The organism is Mixta intestinalis (genome assembly GCF_009914055.1).
Taxonomy (GTDB): domain Bacteria; phylum Pseudomonadota; class Gammaproteobacteria; order Enterobacterales; family Enterobacteriaceae; genus Mixta; species Mixta intestinalis.
Window position 1 is genome coordinate 925,413 of the sequence record NZ_CP028271.1, and the last position, 19,267, is coordinate 944,679.

Sequence of the window (19,267 nt, forward strand, 5' to 3'; positions counted from 1 at the left end):
GAACAGGGATGGAGAACAGGGATGATAAGCTTATTGCATTGGTGGGTTTACTTACTGCCTGCCTGATTACCGTCGTTTTTCTGGTTACCGTAGCCTGGCTGAACGATATCCGGCGTTCAGCACAGATCACGCCGGATGTTCAATCCTGCTACCTCAAGCCTGCGCCATCTTCCACGCCGCCAGCACGCCCCTGAATCTGATTCCTTAACTTAATTTGTTGACTGCGTAACACCAGCGCCAGCGGTTCATATATCGTGCGGCTGCCGTTGGGATCGGGCAGGCTGAAGAGCGGGCCGGGGGAGCGGCGATCGTCTGCCCAGGCCGGGTATTCCACAATCGGATAGAGGGAAATGCCTTCCATTGCTACGCCGCGATCCAGCGCCAGCTGAACCTCGTCAACCACCACATTCAGCCAGTTAGCACGCGCATCGCCTTCCGCACCGGTTTCAGCCAGCAGCATAGGACGCTGGTAGCGTTGCCAGACCTCTTCCAGCAGTAAATGCAGCGGTCGCCAGGCGGGCTGCGTTGCGGTTAACGGCGAACCGTCGCTCAGCCACTGATTATCGGGATAGTAGTTAAGCCCGATGATATCAAGCATATCTGCGCTTCCGCCCAGCTCCGGGCTGACTCTGCCACACAGCATATCCCAGGCATCAAACTGTGCCTGATGCTGACGCTCTGCTTCTGCTCGTGCCGCCGCGCTGTCATTAACGGGAGCAACATGCACCAGCGGATCGGTCAGCACAAAGCGCGCTTGCGGATAGACCTCGCGAATTGCGGCGATCGCCGCCAGACTGGCGCGCACCAGCTGTTTCTTTAATGTCGCGCCGCGCCCGCTGGCATGGGGATTTAGCCAGGCAACCTCGGCACCCGCCCACGACCAGAAGGATATTTGGTTAACCGGTGTAAAAAAGGGCTGTTCAATCCCTTCGTTGCGCATCACTTCCGCCATCGCTTTAGCAAAGCGGGCAAAAGCGCTGACAAATTCGGGCGACCAGATATCGAGATGGGAAGGATAGCCGAAATGCGCTACCTCCCAGATAATCTGAATGCCGTGCTGATGCGCCGCGTGTACCATTGGCAGAAAAGAGGACCAGTCATACTCACCCGGTTTTTTCTCAATCAGATACCAGCGTGCGCCGTCGCGGGCAGTCAGCAGCTGATGCTCCGCCAGCGCGGCGTAATCCTTATGCGCCAGCATGTCATGTCCGCTGCTGATAATCATATCCAGGCGTTTGCCTTCACTGCGACAGGCGGTTGAACAGGCGAAGCTGCCCTGAAAAAAACTCCTGAACAGTGAGGGATGGTGGCGTTTCGCCGTGGCAGAGAGCGGTGAGTTTGGCATCAGGTTCTTCTCCTGTAAAAAAGGCAGGCGCGGAACGTTTCGCTAAGTCTAGACTAAATGACAACCCTGACCCGGTTTTCACAGCACAGTTTCGTAAGGAGGAGGAGATGCAACAGCGATTACGCATTATGCGCGGGGATATTACTCGCCTGGAAGTGGATGCTATCGTCAATGCGGCAAACAGTAGTCTGCTGGGCGGCGGCGGCGTTGATGGTGCCATTCATCGCGCCGCAGGCCCGGCGCTGTTAGCTGAGTGTCGACGTCTGGCGGCAAACCAGGGCGGCTGTGCCACCGGCGATGCGGTCGTGACCGGCGCAGGCAACCTGTCGGCACGGGCGATCATTCATACCGTTGGTCCGGTCTGGCACGGTGGAAAGCAGGGGGAGGCGGAGTTGCTGGCCAGCGCCTGGCGCAACAGTCTGCGGCTGGCGGCAGAACATCGTTTTGCCACCGTCGCCTTTCCGGCGATCTCTACCGGTATTTACGGCTATCCTAAAGTCGAAGCGGCGGCGATCGCGCTGCGTACCATCGATACATTCTTTCAGCAGCATGACTATCCGCAGCAGGTCTGGCTGGTTTGCTTTGATGAAGAGATGTATCGCCTTTATCAGCAGCAATCAGAACTGTCGTATAACACCCACGGGAATCAGGGTGAATAATAACCATCAGGCTAATAAGAAAAGGAAAACCCATGGCTGAAGCGCTTTACCCGCAGGATAACCTTACGCCTGCCGCCAGCCGCACTCGCCTTGCCAGGGCTGTCGCTCCCCGTATTGCTCAACATCCCCATCACAGCGGGCTTCATCCGTTAAGTGACGGGCTGGATGCTTTCGCCGCGCGCTATTTGTTGCTGTCAATGGCGGAAGAGCGCATCGACATACAGTATTACATCTGGCAAAACGATATGTCAGGGAGGCTGTTGTTCAGCGCGCTGCTGGAGGCCGCCGATCGCGGCGTTCAGGTGCGGCTGTTGCTGGATGACAATAATACGATGGGGCTGGATGAAACCCTGAGCGAGCTGAATCGCCATCCCCATATTGCTATCCGGCTGTTTAATCCTTTCTCGTTTCGTACCCTGCGCGCGCTGGGTTATCTCAGCGACTTCGCCCGCCTCAATCGCCGTATGCACAATAAAAGCATCACCGTTGATAACATGGTAACCATCGTCGGTGGACGTAATATCGGCGATGAGTATTTCGGTGCGGGCAAGCAGCCGCTGTTTTCCGATCTCGATGTAATGGCGATCGGACCGGTAGTGGCGGAGGTAGCGGATGATTTTGAACGTTACTGGCACAGCGCGGCGGTAAAAACTTTTGAGTCAGTGGTGGATAGCGCATCGGATGCGTCACGCAAAGCGGTAAGCCTGCCGGAAGCGTGGCGCGACAGTGAACAGGTGCAGCGTTATATGCAGCGCGTCCAGTCCTGTGGCTATATGTCCCAGCTCGACAGCGGCGAAATGGAGATGATCTGGGCCCCGGCACGCCTGCTCAGCGACGATCCGCGTAAAGGGTTAGGCAAGGCACGTCGCGCCACGCTGTTGCCGCAGCGTATGCTGGAGGTTATCGGACGCCCACAGCGCCAGTTCGATATTATTTCTGCCTATTTTGTGCCGACGCGCGCTGGCGTAGCTCAGCTGCTGGGTCTGGTGCGCAACGGCGTTGATATCGCCATCCTGACTAACTCGCTGGCGGCGAATGATGTGTCGGTGGTACATGCTGGCTATGCCAAATGGCGCAAAAAGCTGCTGCGTCATGGTATTCGTCTTTATGAATTGAAACCGCAGAGCAACCGCGAGGAAAAACCGCACGATCGCGGCCTGACCGGTAACTCTGGCTCCAGCCTGCATGCGAAAACCTTCAGCGTTGACAATCAGAAAGTCTTTATCGGCTCGTTTAACTTTGATCCGCGCTCGGCGGTACTGAATACCGAAATGGGGCTGGTCATTGACAGCGAGGTGTTGGCGAGCAATATCCACCAGCGTTTTGTTGAGGAGATGCGCGAACGGGCTTGGGCGCTGCGCCTCGATAAATGGGGCCGTGTTAACTGGGTGGAGTATGAGGGCGAGGCGAGAGAAATCGTCCATAAACACGAACCGAAAACTCATATCTGGCAGCGGTTGCTGGTGCGTCTGGTCTGGCGCTTACCGGTAGAGTGGTTACTGTAACGGGCTTCCTTGCCCGTTCATGTTTCAGGTACGCTTTTTACCGGAAAACAGAAAGCGCAGCAGCGGAACGCGCAGGTGAATTTCATAAAGTATGAATGCGATGCCGAATACAAACATCAGCCCGGCCACGAAGCCCAGCGCGTTATTGTGAATGTGTGGCGTAATAAAGATGCCGTACAGTAACGTCAATGGATGATGCACCAGGTAGATAAACAGCGAGGCGTTTACCAGCCATGTTATGCGCGACGAATGGGCATTGAGGAAGCGGTGACCGAAGGCGAACACCACGTTTACCATCCACAGGCCCATCAGCATGGAAATCACCGCATCATACTCATACAGCCAGCCTTCACCGCTGCTATAGCGCTGGTTAGCCATATAGGCCAGAAAAGCCAGCGCCGCGCCCAACAGTGTCCAGGGATTGAAGCGTACAAAAAGCCCTTTTAGCGCCGGGTTGCGCCAGGCAAGCGCGCCGAGAAAGAAGAAAGGGAGGTAAAACAGCGTTTGCATCACGGTAAAGTTGAACAGTCCGTCACTCAGCAGGGTGGGCTGAAAAACAAAAATCAGGCGGCGCACTACGCACCAGAACAGGCTGTAAAACAGTATCGCCAGGGTTAAGACGCGCCAGCCGGGTGCGCTGGCATTGCCGACAGCAAGGCGCAGGCGCTGGAACAGCCAGAGACCAAGCGTGGTGAATATTACCAGTACCAGCAAAAACCACAGGTGGGAGATCAGCTCCCACACCAGCGTATTGAACTTTTCATACAGGGAAAAATGTTCCCAGCCGGTGACCTTTCCCGTCCACGCCTTCAGCATAAAAAACTGCGGTAACGTGATCAGCGGAATGGCGCTCAGCATCGGGATGCCAACGCGTTCGACACGCACCTTCCACCATTCGTCTGGTGCATAGCGCAGATAAAGCATGTAAGAGAAGTAGCCGGAGATAACGAAAAACACCTGCATGCGAAAGGCATGGATAAAATCGTTAAACACCGTCAGCCAGAACGATGACTCGACGCTGTTAACGGACCACTGATGGCTGGAATAAATAAGAGAGACATGAAAAGGAACGCCGAGTAGCATCAGATAGGCGCGGATAGAATCAAAAAAATATTCACGCTGCTGGGATTTTGTACGCATGGTTGTCCAGTTTTAGTACGTTTTATACTCCGGTTCACGCCGAACCTGACAAAAGCAAATGCTTTACTTTACCGGAGCAGGAATCCATATAATATCAGCCGATTCTGTAACAGACGATCAACGCAGGTTAACACCCTAAGCGCAGCGAAAAAAGGAACAAAAGCGCGGGCATACTGTCGGAAAGCGGAATAATCCATTAATATGAATGGGATTGATTTAAGCACACGAAAGGGGGGGACGTGCTGATTACTAACAAAAATAAAACGGAACTGAAAAAACTGCACTGGGTTGGTGCAGCGGTTCTGCTGGCCTTGTATGCCAATAACAGTTGGGCTTTTAGCATCGACGACGTGGCAAAAGAGGCAAAGTCATTAGCGGGAAAAAGTTTTGAAGCGCCGAAGAGCAATTTGCCCTCTCAGTTTCGTGATATGAAATATGCTGACTATCAGCAAATTCAGTTTAATCATGATAAAGCCTGGTGGAACAAACTGAAGACGCCTTTCAAGCTGGAGTTTTATCATCAGGGGATGTATTTCGATACGCCGGTAAAACTTAATGAGGTAACGGCGAATTCCGTACGTGAAATCAAATACAGCCCGGACTACTTTAATTTTGGCAAGGTACAGCACGACCCGGATGCCATTAAAAATCTGGGATTTGCCGGGTTTAAGATCCTTTATCCGCTTAATGCCAAAGATAAAAATGATGAAATTACCAGCTTCCTCGGTGCCAGCTATTTTCGCGTTATCGGCGGCGGCCAGGTTTATGGCTTATCCTCCCGTGGCCTGGCGATCGATACCGCGCTGCCTTCTGGTGAAGAGTTCCCACGCTTTCGCGAGTTTTGGGTAGAGCGTCCGAAGCCGCAGGATAAGCAGCTGGTCATTTATGCGCTACTGGATTCCCCACGCGCCACTGGCGCTTATCGCTTTGTACTGCGTCCGGGTAAAGATACTAATGTTGATGTGCAGGCTAAAGTTTATCTGCGCGATAACGTGGGCAAGCTGGGTGTGGCACCGCTGACCAGTATGTATCTGTACGGCACGAATCAGCCTTCTCCGATAGTGAATTATCGTCCCGCTCTGCATGATTCCAACGGTCTGTCGATTCACGCTGGTAACGGCGAGTGGATCTGGCGTCCGCTGAACAACCCGAAACATCTGGCGGTCAGCACCTTTACCGTCGAGAATCCGAAAGGCTTTGGGTTGCTACAGCGTGGACGTGAATTCAGTCAGTACCAGGATCTCGACGATCGTTACGACCTGCGTCCGAGCGGCTGGATTGAGCCGCAGGGCGACTGGGGTAAAGGCCGCGTGGAACTGGTAGAGATCCCGACGGCGGATGAAACCAACGATAATATCGTCGCCTTCTGGACGCCGGAAAATCTGCCGGAGCCGGGCAAGGAGATGAACTTTAAATATCGTCTGCACTTTACCCGTAATGAAGACCAGCTGCACTCGCCGGAAACGGCATGGGTGAAAAGCACGCTGCGTTCTACCGGTGACGTAAAACAGTCGAATCTGGTGCGTCAGCCGGACGGGACTATCGCCTTTGTGGTTGATTTTGTTGGCCAGAATATGAGTAAGCTGGCGGATAATACGCCGGTTGCACCACAGGTCAGCATCGGCAATAACGGTGAAATCGTGGAGCAGAGCGTGCGCTATAACCCGGTTACTAAAGGCTGGCGCTTAATGTTGCGCATCCGCGTAAAAGACAATAAGCAGCCGACCGAAATGCGCGCCGCACTGGTTAACGGTGATAAAGCGCTGACGGAAACATGGAGCTACCAGTTGCCTGCCAATGAATAAATCAATGCTTACTCCAGCCGACTATATCGACATGCTGCCGCTGACGCCTGAGCGTAAAGCGGCGCTGTCGGCCAGCCAGCCCGCTGCGCAGGCGGGCGGCGACGTCTACAGTCAATTGCATCAGCAGCTGGGCCAGGGCGGCCCGGCTGAGGCGCGTCCCGATGATGCGCCGCTTACTTCGGTCAAATCACGCCTCGAAATGAGCTGGCCAAATTCGCTGGATGGCGGAAAACAGTTCGGTCAGGACTATCTCGGACGCACCACGCTGAAGGCGATGCCGCCGGTAAAGCGTTCGCGGATGTTCCCGGAGGCGTGGCGTACTAACCCAGTGGCACGCGCCTGGGATGCGCTGCGCGGCAAGAAGTCGACGCCGCGTTATGCCACGGCGGAAGAGCAGCGTCAGGAAGACAAATGGCGTCATGTTGGCTCTGTTCGTCGCTACATTTTGTTGATTCTGACGCTGTTCCAGACGGTTATCGCTACCTGGTATATGAAAACCATTCTGCCTTACCAGGGCTGGGCGCTGATCGATCCGATGGATATGCTGAATCAGAACTGGCAGCAGTCGCTGTTGCAGCTGCTCCCTTATGTGCTGCAAACCGGCATTCTGTTCTTGTTCGCCATTCTGTTCTGCTGGGTTTCCGCCGGTTTCTGGACCGCGCTGATGGGCTTCCTGCAATTGCTGATCGGGCGTGACAAATACAGCATCTCTTATACGCTGCGCGGCGACGAGCCGATCGATTCCTCGCACCGCACCGCGCTGATCATGCCGATCTGTAACGAGGACGTAGAGCGTGTATTTGCCGGTCTGCGCGCCACCTGGGAATCGGTGGTACGCAGCGGGGAAAGTCAGCACTTTGATGTCTATATCCTTAGCGACAGCTACGACGCCGATATCGCGATGGCGGAGCAGAAAGCATGGATGGAACTGGTGCGTGACGTAGGCGGAGCCGGAAAGATTTTCTACCGTCGTCGTCGTCGTCGCGTGAAACGTAAAAGCGGCAACATCGATGACTTCTGTCGTCGCTGGGGCAGCCAGTACAGCTACATGGTGGTGCTGGATGCGGACAGCGTGATGAGCGGTGAATGTCTGACCGGTCTGGTGCGTATGATGGAGGCAAATCCGAACGCCGGTATTATCCAGTCGTCGCCGAAGGCATCAGGCATGGATACGCTTTACGCGCGCTGCCAGCAGTTCGCTACCCGCGTCTATGGGCCGTTGTTTACCGCTGGTTTGCACTTCTGGCAGCTGGGCGAGTCGCACTACTGGGGCCATAACGCCATTATTCGCGTGAAGCCCTTTATTGAACACTGTGCACTGGCACCGCTGCCGGGCGAAGGCTCGTTTGCCGGATCGATCCTCTCCCATGACTTTGTTGAGGCGGCGCTGATGCGTCGTGCGGGGTGGGGTGTCTGGATTGCTTACGATCTGCCCGGTTCTTATGAAGAGCTGCCGCCGAACCTGCTGGATGAGCTGAAGCGCGACCGTCGCTGGTGTCACGGCAACCTGATGAATTTCCGTCTGTTCCTGGTGAAAGGGATGCATCCGGTACACCGTGCGGTATTCCTGACCGGCGTGATGTCCTATCTTTCCGCGCCGTTGTGGTTTATGTTCCTGGCGCTCTCCACGGCGTTGCAGATTGTGCATACCCTGATGGAGCCGCAGTATTTCCTGCAACCGCGCCAGCTTTTCCCGGTGTGGCCGCAGTGGCGTCCTGAACTGGCGATCGCGCTGTTCTCTACCACTCTGGTGTTGCTGTTCCTGCCGAAGCTGCTGAGCGTGGTATTGATCTGGTTTAAAGGGGCGAAAGGCTACGGTGGTGCGCTGCGTTTGTTAGTGTCGATGCTGCTGGAAATGCTTTTCTCGGTGCTGCTGGCACCGGTGCGTATGCTGTTCCATACGGTGTTTGTCGTCAGCGCTTTCCTCGGCTGGGAAGTGGTCTGGAACTCGCCGCAGCGTGATGATGACGCTACGCCGTGGAGCGAAGCATTCCGCCGCCACGGTTCGCAGATGCTGCTGGGCATCGTCTGGGCCGCAGGCATGGGCTGGCTCGATCTCAACTTCCTCTGGTGGCTGTCGCCAATTGTCTTCTCGCTGATCCTGTCGCCGTTTGTGTCGGTGATCTCCAGTCGGGCAAGCAACGGGCTGGCGACTCGTCGGGCGAAACTGTTCCTGATCCCGGAAGAGTACGCGCCGCCGAAAGAGCTACAGGATACTGATACTTACCTACAGCTGAATCGCGAACGTGCGCTGGAGCATGGCTTTATGCATGCGTTGTTCCATCCGTCGTTTAACGCGTTGGCTACCGCGCTGGCAACGTCGCGCCATCTACAGAGCGACTTGCTGGACCACGCACGCGATCGGCGGGTTGAGCATGCGCTTAGCGATGCGCCGTCGAAGCTGAGCCGTGAGGAACGTCTGACGCTGCTCAGCGATCCGGTAATGCTGGCGCGCCTGCACTACCGTTTGTGGAAGGATGCGGAGAAGTACCATGAGTGGCAGGATCTCTATCGCAAGCTACCGCTAAATCCGCTGGCGTTAGCACCGGCAAAACAGTAAGTGAAGCGGCCTGCGGGCCGCTTTAATTTATGGCGTTGATCCGTTATCAGCCGCTGGCAGCAGCGATCGGGAGGAAAAAGTGAAAAAGGGAACGGGCGCTTTGCTGCTGTTGGCAACCTTCCTGCTGTCCGGCTGCGGCAGCATTATCAGCCGCACGGTGCCGGGACAGGGGCACGGTAATCAATACTATCCTGGCGTACAGTGGGATGTGCGCGACACGCCGTGGCGTGTTATCACCATTATCGACGTGCCGCTGTCGGCGTTGCTGGATACGCTATTGCTACCGATTGATGCCCATCATGGGCCTTATGAGTAGCCTGCTTACCAGCGATCTGATTCGTTATTGCTGCCGCTGTCTTCCCACTCCTGCGCGACCGCCTGGCCTTCTTCGGTATCCAGCGGTGCTTCCAGCTGGAATTCGCCTTCGTCCCACTCATGCAGCGTATTTTCCGGCATCCACTCCTGACGTATCTCAACCTCGTCAAAATCGCCATCAAAGATAGCCTGCGCGGCTTCACCTGTGCGGATCGGCGACAGCTCGCCGTCATCGCTTTCATCAGCGAGGAACTCCGCCTGCCACATGATCTCCCCATCCTGCATTACATATTTTTGCAGGTTAAACTGTCCTACCGACACCTCGTCATCATCCAGATCCGGGTTGTTCGCCAGAAACTCTTCACGGGCGTTATCGATAGCTTCTTCCAGTGTGCTGAACATGCTCATTGGTTTCTCCTTACTCTCCTCGGGGATGGTTTCAGGAAAGAATAGACGAAGATTTGCCGTGTATAGCTTTAGCGTTAAAAAAACTGGGGCGGAAAGAAATCTAGTCCTTCCGTTTCGGCAGGAAACGGAAGGGGAAGGGGAGGATTAATAAAGCTTAGCAGCACCTTCCGGGCGTGTTTTAAAACGGCGATGCAGCCACATATATTGTTCTGGTGCCATCAAAATCGCTTCCTCGATAACCTGATTGATATATCTGGCGGTCGCTTCTTCACTGTCGAGAGGAATATCCTGCATGGCGGGCAATACCACCAGCTCATAGCCCTTACCGTGCGGCAGGCGACGCGGCACAAAAGGAATGACAGCCGGGCTGGCGCTGCGGATTAACAGGTAGCTACCTTTGGTGGTGGCGGCATCCGGCACGGCAAAGAGCGGCACAAATACGCTGCTTTTCGGACCATAATCGTGATCCGGCGCGTACCAGATGATCTCGCCCGCCTTCAGTGCGCGGATCATACCTTTCAGATCCTTACGATCGAGCATGCTTTTATTCGAACGCATTCGGCCCCAGGTTTGCAGCCAGTCGATCAGTGGATTATCGTTAGGGCGATAAACGCCGATGCCGGGATTAAGCATGCCGAAATAGCGCGCCCCCAGTTCCAGCGTCAAAAAATGCAACCCGATCAGCAGGATGCCTTTTTTCTCTCTCAGGCCCTGTGTGACGTGTTCATCACCAATGCTGGTAAACCATTTTTCTATGCGCCAGTTGGGCCAGAACCAGGCGATGCCGGTTTCCAGCAAACCCATACCGACTGACTCAAAATTACGCTTTACCAGCGCATCGCGTTCGGCGGCGGGCATTTCAGGGAAGCAAAGCTCCAGGTTACGCTGGGCGATAACAACGCGGCGGCGCATAAAGCGCATGGCGAGACGCCCCATTCCGCAGCCAAGGCGGTAAAGCAGCGGATAAGGCAGCAAAACGATCAGATAAAGCAGACCGATACCCAGCCAAAGCAGCCAGTAACGAGGATGCAGCAGGCTGCGGGAAAATTGAGGCAGATGAGTCATGTTCTTCCAGTTATTCGGTGCGGCAACAAACGCGTTTGCCGCAATGTCCAGATTCAGGTGGCGTATTGTGCCACTTTTTTAATAAGGGCTGAAATAATGCCATCAGCCCGGTAAATCAGTAGTACAGAAGATGCGCTGCCAGCGAACAATTTATCGCCTATACGTTAAATAAACCTTTAACTTCATGGGGTTCACAGCGCCAGTATTGCGGCGGCGCCTGTACTTTTTCGCCCAGTGCTGCGGCAGCGTGCCATGGCCAGCGCGGATCGTAGAGCATCGCACGTGCCAGGGCAATAGCATCAGCCTGGCCGCTGGTCAGGATAGATTCTGCCTGCTGCGGTTCAGTAATCAGGCCGACGGCGATAACCGGCATGGTGGTCACCGCCTCCTTTATACCGGCGGCGAAAGGCACCTGGTAATTTGGGCCGACGCTGATCTGCTGTTGCGGCGAGAGGCCGCCGCTGGAGACATGAATATAGTCGCAGCCTGCTTTCTCCAGCGCTTTGCTCAACGCGACAGACTGCGCTTCATCCCAGCCGCCTTCCACCCAGTCGGAGGCGGAAATACGCACGCCCACCGCTTTGTCATGCGGGAATACGCGGCGTACGTCATGATAAATCTCCATCACCAGACGCATGCGGTTCTCCAGCGAGCCGCCATATTCATCGTCACGCTGGTTAGAAAGCGGCGACAGGAACTGATGCAGCAGATAGCCGTGTGCGGCATGAATTTCCACCAGCTCAAAGCCGAGACGATCGGCGCGAATGGCGCTGTCGATAAAGGCCTGTTTGATTTCTTCAATGCGTGCTTTACTCAGCGCCAGCGGCTTATCATCTTTATCGCTGTAGGAGAGGGCGGAAGGGGCAGAAGTCTGCCAGCCGCCCTGCTGCGGGGTTAAAAAATTGCCGCCGCGCCAGGGGACATCGGTGGAGGCTTTACGTCCGGCGTGTCCAAGTTGGATGCCAAGCGGCATGGTGGCGTAACGTTTCACATCCGCAATGGTTTCTGCCAGTGCCTGCTCGGTTTCGTCATCCCACAGGCCAAGGTCCTGCGGCGTAATGCGTCCGGCAGGCTCTACCGCAGTTGCTTCGATAATTAACAGTCCGGCGCCGGACAGGGAGAGATGGCCCAGATGAATACGGTGCCAGGGTGTCGCTTTACCCTGTTCCGCAGAATATTGGCACATTGGTGCGATGATGATGCGGTTACTGAGGGATAGTTTACCCAACTGTATCGGCGTAAATAGCTGACTCATTGTCTTCTCCATCTGTTATCACGTAAGTGATAGTAAGGGCGCTAATAAAGCGGTTATGCTCAACGTGTTTATAAGCGTGGTCAATTGTCAGTATGTGCGGTAGCGCCCGATCGTCAAATGTAGAAAAAATGATGCAAAGCTTTGCTTTACTGTTAAATCAGGTATGATGCGCGCCTGAAAAACCGCTCACTAATGGGAAAGAACACCATGCCAGTGTTACATAACCAGGTATCCAATAAAGAGCTGAAGGCGCGCATGTTAGCTGAAACTGAGCCGCGCACTACCGTCTCTTTTTATAAATATTTCACTATCGACGATCCGCAGGCGTTCCGTGATGCGCTTTATCAGGCGTTAACTGAACTTCAGGTTTTCGGGCGCATTTACGTCGCTCATGAAGGCATTAATGCGCAGCTTAGCGTACCGGCCAGCCTCTATCCGCGCATGCAGGAAACGCTCTACGGCTTCCATCCGGCGCTGAATAATCTGCGCATGAATGTTGCGCTGGATGATGACGGCAAATCCTTTTGGGTGCTGCGGTTGAAAGTCCGCGATCGTATCGTGGCTGACGGCATCACCGATGAAAGCTTTGACGCCAGCCAGGTCGGGGCTTATCTGAAAGCGGCTGAGGTTAATGCTATGCTGGACGATCCCGATGCGGTGTTTGTCGATATGCGCAACCACTATGAATATGAAGTCGGGCACTTTGAACGGGCGATGGAAATCCCTGCTGACACCTTCCGCGATCAGCTGCCGATGGCAGTGGATATGTTGCAGGATCGCAAAGAGAAAAAAATCGTGATGTACTGTACCGGCGGTATTCGTTGTGAAAAAGCGAGCGCCTGGATGCGACATAACGGTTTTGAGCAGGTTTATCACGTTGAAGGCGGCATTATTGAGTATGCGCGCCGCGCACGCGAGCAGGGCCTGCCGGTGCGTTTCAAAGGCAAAAACTTTGTGTTTGACGAACGCATGGGTGAGCGTATTTCAGACGATGTGATTGCCCACTGCCATCAGTGTGGCGCGCCTTGCGATACGCATGTGAACTGCGTTAACGACGGCTGTCATCTGCTGTTTATTCAGTGTCCCGCCTGTGCGGAAAAATATCAGCACTGCTGTAGCCCGCTTTGTATGGAAGAGGCGTCATTGCCGCCGGAAGAGCAGCGTGCACGTCGCGCCGGACGGGAAACCAGCAATAAAATCTTTAATAAGTCACGCGGGCTGTTGAACGCCACGCTGACTATCCCGGCACCGCAGGAGCCGCAGGAATAAGATAAAAAGGGCGGCCTGCGCCGCCCTAAAAATTGAGATTCAGCCCTCCCTGCGGAGGGTTTTTTATTTCTGGCGTACGCCTTCGACGGAGATAATCAGCTCTACCTCCTGTGAAGCCGGGCCGAGATTGGTTTTAATATTAAAATCTTTCAGCGCCAGCTTGCCTTCCGCCTCAAATCCTGCACGGTAACCGCCCCAGGGATCGTCACCCTGACCAAGCAGTTTTGCTTCCAGCGTGATCGGCCTGGTAACGCCATTCAGCGTCAGGTTGCCGGTAATATCCAGCTCGTCGCCATCCTTTTTCACGCCGGTAGAAACGAAAGTTGCCTGAGGAAACTTGCCGACGTTAAGGAATTCTGCGCTGCGCAGGTGCTTGTCGCGCTCAGCATGGTTGGTATCCACGCTGTTGGTATTAATGGTGACGTTAACCTTATCCGCTGCCGGATCTTTCTCATCAAAAGTAAAGCCGCCATCAAAATCGTTAAAGGTGCCGTAAAGCCAGCTGTAGCCAAGATGCTTGATGCGGAACTGGATAAACGCATGCTGTCCCTGTTTATCAATCTTATATTCTGCGGCGGTGGCTGCCTGAGCGCCCAGTAGCAGAGTGGCCGCCGTCAAGGCGCAAAGCGTTTTTTTCAACATATTATTTCTCCGTTTTAATAGATGACGCGATGCGGCAACCCAGCATCCGTTTTAGTGTGATATCACGATCGATAAAGTGGTGTTTTAGCGCCGCCAGAGCATGCAGCAGTGACAGAACCACTACGCTCCATGCGAGCCATAAATGAATATCGCCAGCCAGATCCGTTTGTGTTGCGTCGATGCTGACGGTGGCGGGGACAGGCAACAGACCAAAGATATCGACGGGCTGGCCTTCGGCAGTAGAAATCAGATAGCCGCTGATAAAAATGGCGAACAGCAGCAGATAGAGCAGCAGGTGGGCCGCGGTAGCGCCATAGCGAACCAGCGGCGAATAGCTGGTGAGCGGCGGCGGTGGGGGAGAGATCAAACGCCACAGAACGCGAAAAATCATCAGCGCGAACAGCACCATTCCAATGCTTTTATGCAGCTCCGGCGCTTTGTGATACCAGATATCATAATAACCGAGTGAAACCATCCACAGCCCCAGGGCAAACATGCCATAGACGCTTAGCGCCACCAGCCAGTGAATTGATACGGCGATATGTCCATATTCGTCGTTACTGTTTTTCCAACGCATTGTGCTCTCCCTTGTTCACGTTTTGACATGAGACTGAACAAGTTGAAACAAAAAAGCAACAGAAAAAGGACCTGAGGAGGAAGTTTTTATCTTTGTTCAAAAATATTGATTGAAAAAAGCAGAATGTAAGAAATTTTGTCGAATCAGTTGCGATGAAAAGCGAGATTTTAATTGAAATTTAAGGTTAGTTGGCGACAGGAATCGTTGAGAAGCGCTGGCTTAATATTCAGTAATATTGACTGAAAAGTAGATTTTTTATTTTTACTGTCAGCTTTCGTCAATGCAAATCCAGCCAGATTGTGTCGCTTCGCAGGTAAAACTAAAACCATGTACAACAATTGATTTACATAATCAGAAAGGAAAAATCAGCAGAACGCAGGCGAGCAAAATAAACAGAAAGCTAAACACGCAAATTTTTCATGGCTATTTAATGGCGTTTTTCCCAGAAAAGATGGCATTACGCACTACACATGCGCAACAGGGCAGCGCTAAATTTCAACAAAGTTGCAATTTGCTGATGCGATGTATAAAGTAAAAAAGTGTCAATAAGCGTGATGCAGATCTCATTTCTGCTTCATGTGCTCATGCTGCGTTATAGCTTTCCTTACCAAAAGGCCTTCGGCTGGCTATGAAAGCTATGGTGCTGCCTATCCGTCATTGCGTCATCCGTGAGGAAACAATATGAACGTAGCTACAGGCTCATCCAAAAAACATTTCTGGCAAAAAAAAGCCCCTAAAGAACTTACCGTAGACGACATTACGATAGTCGATAATGCGATGCTCAAGCGTGCCGTTGGCGCGGCTGCGCTGGGTAACGCGATGGAGTGGTTTGACTTCGGCGTATACAGCTACCTGGCGGTCACTATCGGTAAGGTTTTCTTTCCCGGCGGCAGTCCCGCCGCTCAGTTAATTGCCACCTTCGGTGCCTTTGCCGCCGCTTTTCTGGTACGTCCGGTAGGCGGGCTGGTATTTGGGCCGCTGGGCGATCGTATCGGACGGCAGAAGGTGCTGGCGATCACCATGATCACGATGGCAATCGGCACTTTCTGTATCGGCCTGATCCCCGGCTATAACACTATCGGTATCGCCGCACCGCTGTTGTTGCTGCTGGCGCGCCTGGTACAGGGCTTCTCTACCGGCGGCGAGTATGGCGGCGCAGCTACCTTTATTGCCGAATATTCCACCGATAAGCGCCGCGGTTTCATGGGAAGCTGGCTGGAGTTCGGTACGCTCGGTGGTTATCTGCTTGGTGCCGGGCTGGTAACCGGGCTAACCGCGCTGCTTTCTGAACAGCAGCTGCTTGACTGGGGCTGGCGTATTCCTTTCTTTATCGCTGCGCCGCTGGGACTGTTTGGTCTGTATATTCGTCTGAAGCTGGAAGAGACACCTGCATTCCAGAAGCATGTGGAAAAACAGGAAGAGCTGGAACACAGCAAACCGCGTCTGACGCTGTGGCAGATGCTGAGTAAATATCGCACACAGATGCTGAAATGTATCGGGCTGGTGCTGCTGTTTAACGTCTCTAACTATATGCTGACCTCTTACATGCCCAGCTATCTGACCGGCGTGCTGGGCCTCAGCGAGCTGAGCGGCCTGATGCTGGTGCTGGTGGTGATGTTTGTTATGATGCCGCTGACGCTGTTCTGGGGGCACTGGAACGATCGCCTGGGGCGCCGCCCGGTAATCGCATTAGGAGCGGTGGGGCTGATTGTGCTGGCGATCCCGTGTCTGATGCTGGTGGCTACCGGTAACCTGATATTTGTGTTTATCGGACTGATGATCCTTGGCGTACTGCACAGCTGTTTTAGCGGCACTATGCCTTCCGCACTACCGGCGCTGTTTGCCACCGATATCCGCTACAGCGCACTGGCGATCGGTTTTAACATCTCCGTTTCGCTGTTTGGCGGCACCACACCGCTGATAACCGCCTGGTTGGTTGACACCACGCAGGATCTGCTTATGCCTGCCTACTATTTGATGGGCGCAGCGGTTATCGGTTTAATTACCGTCTTCTTTATGCGTGAAACGGCACGTAAACCGCTGCATGGTTCGGCTCCGGCGGTGGGTTCCGAAGCGGAAGCAGAAAAACTGGTTAAAAAGCTGAAGCTACGTCGTCAGAAAGAAAGAATGCAGACGCAATAATAAAAGGTGCTGCCTGCGAATAGTAAATTTAAACAATCACAGCAGCAATGATTATCATAATAATGATAAGGCACAAACTAATTGTGCCTTTATTTTTTATTTAAAACGGGAAAGTGAAAAGGGCGTTAAGTCAAATTGATGTGGCTTATTAGCAGCAAAAGCGCAGGCTATTTCACCTAATACGCTGGCAAATTTAAAACCGTGACCGCTTAATCCGCTAATCACCAGTCGGTTATTATCATCCGGCAACGTATCGATAATAAAATCTTCGTCTGGAGAATTATCATAAGCGCAGGCGGCACCGTGTAAACAGCCTCCCACACCGGGTAAAAAGCGTCGCAGGAAATTAAAAACTTCGCTGCCGTCACTGGCACAGGCGCCAAAAGGCTTACGCGTTTCGCCCGCAACCATAGGCTGCCCGCCATCGTGACGACCTACTTTCAGTTCGTTATTCTCGGCCGGGAAACCGTAGTAGTGGCTGCCATCTTCCATTTCGACGGTAAAGCCGGGGAATTTATTATTCTCGCTATAGCGTCCATCGGCCTGATACCAGGCAAATACCTTACGCACCGGCGTAACGGGCAGCTCAGGGCAGAACTGCCTGATAGCGGTGCCGGTACTGATTAACAGCTTATGGGCGTAGTAGTCGCCGTCCAGGGTGGTCACACGCTGCAGTTCGCCCTCTCTGGCAAGCGCCGAAACCGGGCAGTTGAACAGCTGAGCGCAGCCTGCCTCGCGTGCCAGACGAATCCAGCTACGAATGGCTTCCTCTGATTTCAGATAGCCGGAACGCGGTTCATACACGCCGGTATAGCCTTCCGGCACGGTGATTTCCGGCCAGCGCTGGCGTACCTCTGCTGCCGTCAGCACCTCTGTTTCCAGCTGAAACTGGCGTGCGCTTTCAATGACGTTGGCGATAAAAGGCGAAGCGGCGGGTGCCAGATTGATAATGCCGCTACGATGCATAATGCGCTCGCCGCTCTGCTGCTCCAGCTCATCCCACAAGGCCTGTGCCCGCAGCACCAGCGGCACGTAGCGTGCGCCTTCACCATAGGCATGGCGAATCAGCCGCGTGGCACCATGATGACTGGCCTGCTGGTGGGGCGGATGAGCGCTGTCGATCATCAGGACGTTCAGCCCTGCACGGGTGGCATACCAGCCCGCTGCGGCACCGACGGAGCCACTACCGATAACGATAAGATCATAAACCATTAGCCAACTTCTCCTGACGCTGCAAAGGATTAGCAGCATAGCAAAAGCAGACAGACAATAAAAAGGCACCCCGTAAGGTGCCTGTTAACGCTAAATCGAATTAATGCTTCTTGTAGTCGCGAGCGCGAATCTCACTGGCTTCTATTTTAGCAATGCCCGCTTCAAGAATTGAGATAAATTGTCTGGCAACATCCGTAGTCAGCCAATAGGTCGGCCCTACGTCAGCTTCATCAGGTGGTTGTTGATTAGATGAAAGCGAATGCAGACGAATCATCATCGCATCATACGAGTCCACGGTACTGATATCCCATCCAACGAGGGGATGTGTCTGAATAATCTCTTTATTACTGTCCATTATAACCCCCTTATTACTCGTAGAACGAAGTGATTAATTGAGGTTCCAATGCGGCTTTTTTTCACAGAGCAGGAGTGATTATAACAGCGTTACAGAATTAAGTGGCACGAAAAATGCGCTAATTGCATTATTAATCGGCAAATGAAGATTATTTAACCAAATTCTGAAAATTCTTAGTGAGATAAACTCCTGCCTGTCACAGGAGTTTATAAAAATTAAACGTCACTATCTGACTGAATTCTTACTGGTGAATGACGTTTTTCCAACTCGTCGGCAAGGTGAGCAAAATGCTGTTGCATCGCCTCGTCGTAATTTTTATTTTGTGCTTCCAGCCGTAGGCTATGGATCAGCAGCTGATTGGATTTATCATCCAGGCAAAATGCAAGATAAGAAAAGGCGTTTTCCAGTACGATCAGACGACGCTGCTGTTCGCCAATCAGCGCCAGCAGCTCTCCAAACGTCATCGCCGTTTCGGGGTTTTCAGTGGTCATGGGTAACACCTCCTGTAAAGCATGACTGGCGCCAGAATATGTCATCGGCTCAAAACAGTCTATACCGTGTTATGGGGGTGGTGAGGTGTGGCAGATAAAAAAAAGCCGGATGGCGATATCCGGCAAACAACGGCACAATGAGGAATTTAGTCGGTGATAAACCAGTCGTCCGCGCTTTCCCACGTTTCCTGCAGGATTTCGCTGACGCGATCTTTTGTTTCTTTGCCGCTGCCCATAACGGTCAGGTTATTGGCGCTGGCGTAGCGTACCGAAATATGGTTGGCCATTTCCGGAAAAGCCTGATCGATTCGTTTGGACAGCTCCTGCGTCAGCGCATCGATCGCGCCGGCAGGGAGTTGAGTAGTTCTGGCTATAGTGACTTCAACACGCATATCTGCCTCCGCTGTGAATACTGTGCATTTATACAGTTATCGCGAACGCAAAGCAACGAAAAGCTGCGTGGTAAAAAAGAGAAAAACGTTGAGGAAAAGTAACCGGCGGCGGATGCACGGAGCAGCCGCC

General features: G+C 53.4%; 19 protein-coding genes. 8 read left to right on the forward strand and 11 right to left on the reverse strand.

Annotated features, from left to right (window positions below; translation table 11 throughout):
- Positions 1 to 8 precede the first annotated feature (8 nt).
- Positions 9 to 194: a hypothetical protein gene (locus C7M51_RS04270; RefSeq protein WP_160620648.1), complete on the forward strand. Its 186-nt coding sequence runs from the start codon at positions 9 to 11 to the stop codon at positions 192 to 194.
- On the opposite strand, the gene C7M51_RS04275 is transcribed toward C7M51_RS04270, so the two are convergent.
- Positions 149 to 1,345 carry a beta-glucosidase gene (locus C7M51_RS04275; protein WP_160620649.1) on the reverse strand — a complete coding sequence of 399 codons (1,197 nt, stop codon included), beginning with the start codon at positions 1,343 to 1,345 and terminating at the stop codon, positions 149 to 151. The genes C7M51_RS04270 and C7M51_RS04275 overlap by 46 nt on opposite strands.
- 107 nt (positions 1,346 to 1,452) lie before the next feature.
- On the opposite strand from C7M51_RS04275, the gene C7M51_RS04280 reads away from it, so the two are divergent.
- Together C7M51_RS04280 and C7M51_RS04285 are read left to right on the forward strand one after the other, a co-directional pair.
- Positions 1,453 to 2,004, forward strand: coding sequence for an O-acetyl-ADP-ribose deacetylase (locus C7M51_RS04280; RefSeq protein ID WP_160620650.1), 552 nt, complete (start codon positions 1,453 to 1,455; stop codon positions 2,002 to 2,004).
- A 32-nt stretch (positions 2,005 to 2,036) separates the two neighbouring features.
- Positions 2,037 to 3,509, forward strand: coding sequence for a phospholipase D family protein (locus tag C7M51_RS04285; RefSeq protein ID WP_160620651.1), 1,473 nt, complete (start codon positions 2,037 to 2,039; stop codon positions 3,507 to 3,509).
- Positions 3,510 to 3,533: 24 nt separating this feature from the next.
- Here C7M51_RS04285 and mdoC read toward each other — a convergent pair whose 3' ends face one another.
- Positions 3,534 to 4,649 carry a glucans biosynthesis protein MdoC gene (mdoC, locus tag C7M51_RS04290; RefSeq protein WP_160620652.1) on the reverse strand — a complete coding sequence of 372 codons (1,116 nt, stop codon included), beginning with the start codon at positions 4,647 to 4,649 and terminating at the stop codon, positions 3,534 to 3,536.
- A gap of 245 nt (positions 4,650 to 4,894) precedes the next feature.
- Here mdoC and mdoG point away from each other — a divergent pair, with 245 nt between their 5' ends.
- The 3 genes from mdoG (at position 4,895) to C7M51_RS04305 (ending at position 9,330) form a co-directional block, all read left to right on the forward strand.
- On the forward strand, positions 4,895 to 6,454 hold the full coding sequence (gene mdoG / locus C7M51_RS04295; protein WP_425281003.1) for a glucans biosynthesis protein MdoG: 1,560 nt from the start codon (positions 4,895 to 4,897) through the stop codon (positions 6,452 to 6,454).
- Complete coding sequence (gene mdoH, locus C7M51_RS04300; RefSeq protein ID WP_160620653.1) at positions 6,447 to 9,014, forward strand: glucans biosynthesis glucosyltransferase MdoH; 2,568 nt, start codon at positions 6,447 to 6,449, stop codon at positions 9,012 to 9,014. Before mdoG ends, mdoH begins: the two co-directional genes overlap by 8 nt.
- A 79-nt stretch (positions 9,015 to 9,093) precedes the next feature.
- Positions 9,094 to 9,330, forward strand: coding sequence for a YceK/YidQ family lipoprotein (locus tag C7M51_RS04305; RefSeq protein WP_160620654.1), 237 nt, complete (start codon positions 9,094 to 9,096; stop codon positions 9,328 to 9,330).
- Between the two features lie 5 nt (positions 9,331 to 9,335).
- Here C7M51_RS04305 and C7M51_RS04310 read toward each other — a convergent pair whose 3' ends face one another.
- The 3 genes from C7M51_RS04310 to C7M51_RS04320 all read right to left on the reverse strand — a co-directional run bounded on the left by C7M51_RS04310 (position 9,336) and on the right by C7M51_RS04320 (position 12,057).
- On the reverse strand, positions 9,336 to 9,737 hold the full coding sequence (locus C7M51_RS04310) for a MysB family protein (protein ID WP_160620655.1): 402 nt from the start codon (positions 9,735 to 9,737) through the stop codon (positions 9,336 to 9,338).
- Between the two features lie 144 nt (positions 9,738 to 9,881).
- Entirely contained in the window at positions 9,882 to 10,802 is a 921-nt protein-coding gene (locus C7M51_RS04315) for a Kdo(2)-lipid IV(A) acyltransferase (protein ID WP_160620656.1), read from the reverse strand.
- A 157-nt stretch (positions 10,803 to 10,959) separates the two neighbouring features.
- A complete protein-coding gene (locus C7M51_RS04320; protein WP_160620657.1) occupies positions 10,960 to 12,057 on the reverse strand; it encodes an NADH:flavin oxidoreductase/NADH oxidase in 1,098 nt (365 codons plus the stop codon).
- Positions 12,058 to 12,264: 207 nt separating this feature from the next.
- Here C7M51_RS04320 and trhO point away from each other — a divergent pair, with 207 nt between their 5' ends.
- A complete protein-coding gene (gene trhO, locus C7M51_RS04325; protein WP_160620658.1) occupies positions 12,265 to 13,326 on the forward strand; it encodes an oxygen-dependent tRNA uridine(34) hydroxylase TrhO in 1,062 nt (353 codons plus the stop codon).
- A gap of 63 nt (positions 13,327 to 13,389) precedes the next feature.
- Here trhO and C7M51_RS04330 read toward each other — a convergent pair whose 3' ends face one another.
- Both C7M51_RS04330 and C7M51_RS04335 read right to left on the reverse strand, forming a co-directional pair.
- A complete protein-coding gene (locus C7M51_RS04330) occupies positions 13,390 to 13,965 on the reverse strand; it encodes a YceI family protein (protein WP_160623561.1) in 576 nt (191 codons plus the stop codon).
- 4 nt (positions 13,966 to 13,969) lie between these two features.
- Positions 13,970 to 14,545 carry a cytochrome b gene (locus C7M51_RS04335; RefSeq protein WP_160620659.1) on the reverse strand — a complete coding sequence of 192 codons (576 nt, stop codon included), beginning with the start codon at positions 14,543 to 14,545 and terminating at the stop codon, positions 13,970 to 13,972.
- A gap of 681 nt (positions 14,546 to 15,226) precedes the next feature.
- On the opposite strand from C7M51_RS04335, the gene proP reads away from it, so the two are divergent.
- Complete coding sequence (gene proP / locus C7M51_RS04340) at positions 15,227 to 16,687, forward strand: glycine betaine/L-proline transporter ProP (protein WP_160620660.1); 1,461 nt, start codon at positions 15,227 to 15,229, stop codon at positions 16,685 to 16,687.
- Positions 16,688 to 16,783: 96 nt separating this feature from the next.
- Here the strand turns inward: proP and solA are convergent, their stop codons facing one another.
- The 4 genes from solA to dinI form a co-directional block, all read right to left on the reverse strand.
- Positions 16,784 to 17,899 carry an N-methyl-L-tryptophan oxidase gene (gene solA, locus C7M51_RS04345; RefSeq protein WP_160620661.1) on the reverse strand — a complete coding sequence of 372 codons (1,116 nt, stop codon included), beginning with the start codon at positions 17,897 to 17,899 and terminating at the stop codon, positions 16,784 to 16,786.
- Positions 17,900 to 17,999: 100 nt separating this feature from the next.
- Positions 18,000 to 18,254 carry a biofilm formation regulator BssS gene (gene bssS / locus C7M51_RS04350; RefSeq protein ID WP_160620662.1) on the reverse strand — a complete coding sequence of 85 codons (255 nt, stop codon included), beginning with the start codon at positions 18,252 to 18,254 and terminating at the stop codon, positions 18,000 to 18,002.
- Between the two features lie 215 nt (positions 18,255 to 18,469).
- On the reverse strand, positions 18,470 to 18,745 hold the full coding sequence (locus C7M51_RS04355; protein ID WP_160620663.1) for a hypothetical protein: 276 nt from the start codon (positions 18,743 to 18,745) through the stop codon (positions 18,470 to 18,472).
- 146 nt (positions 18,746 to 18,891) lie between these two features.
- Positions 18,892 to 19,137 (reverse strand): DNA damage-inducible protein I, encoded by a 246-nt coding sequence (gene dinI, locus C7M51_RS04360; protein ID WP_160620664.1) that lies wholly within the window; start codon positions 19,135 to 19,137, stop codon positions 18,892 to 18,894.
- Between the last annotated feature and the right edge of the window lie 130 nt (positions 19,138 to 19,267).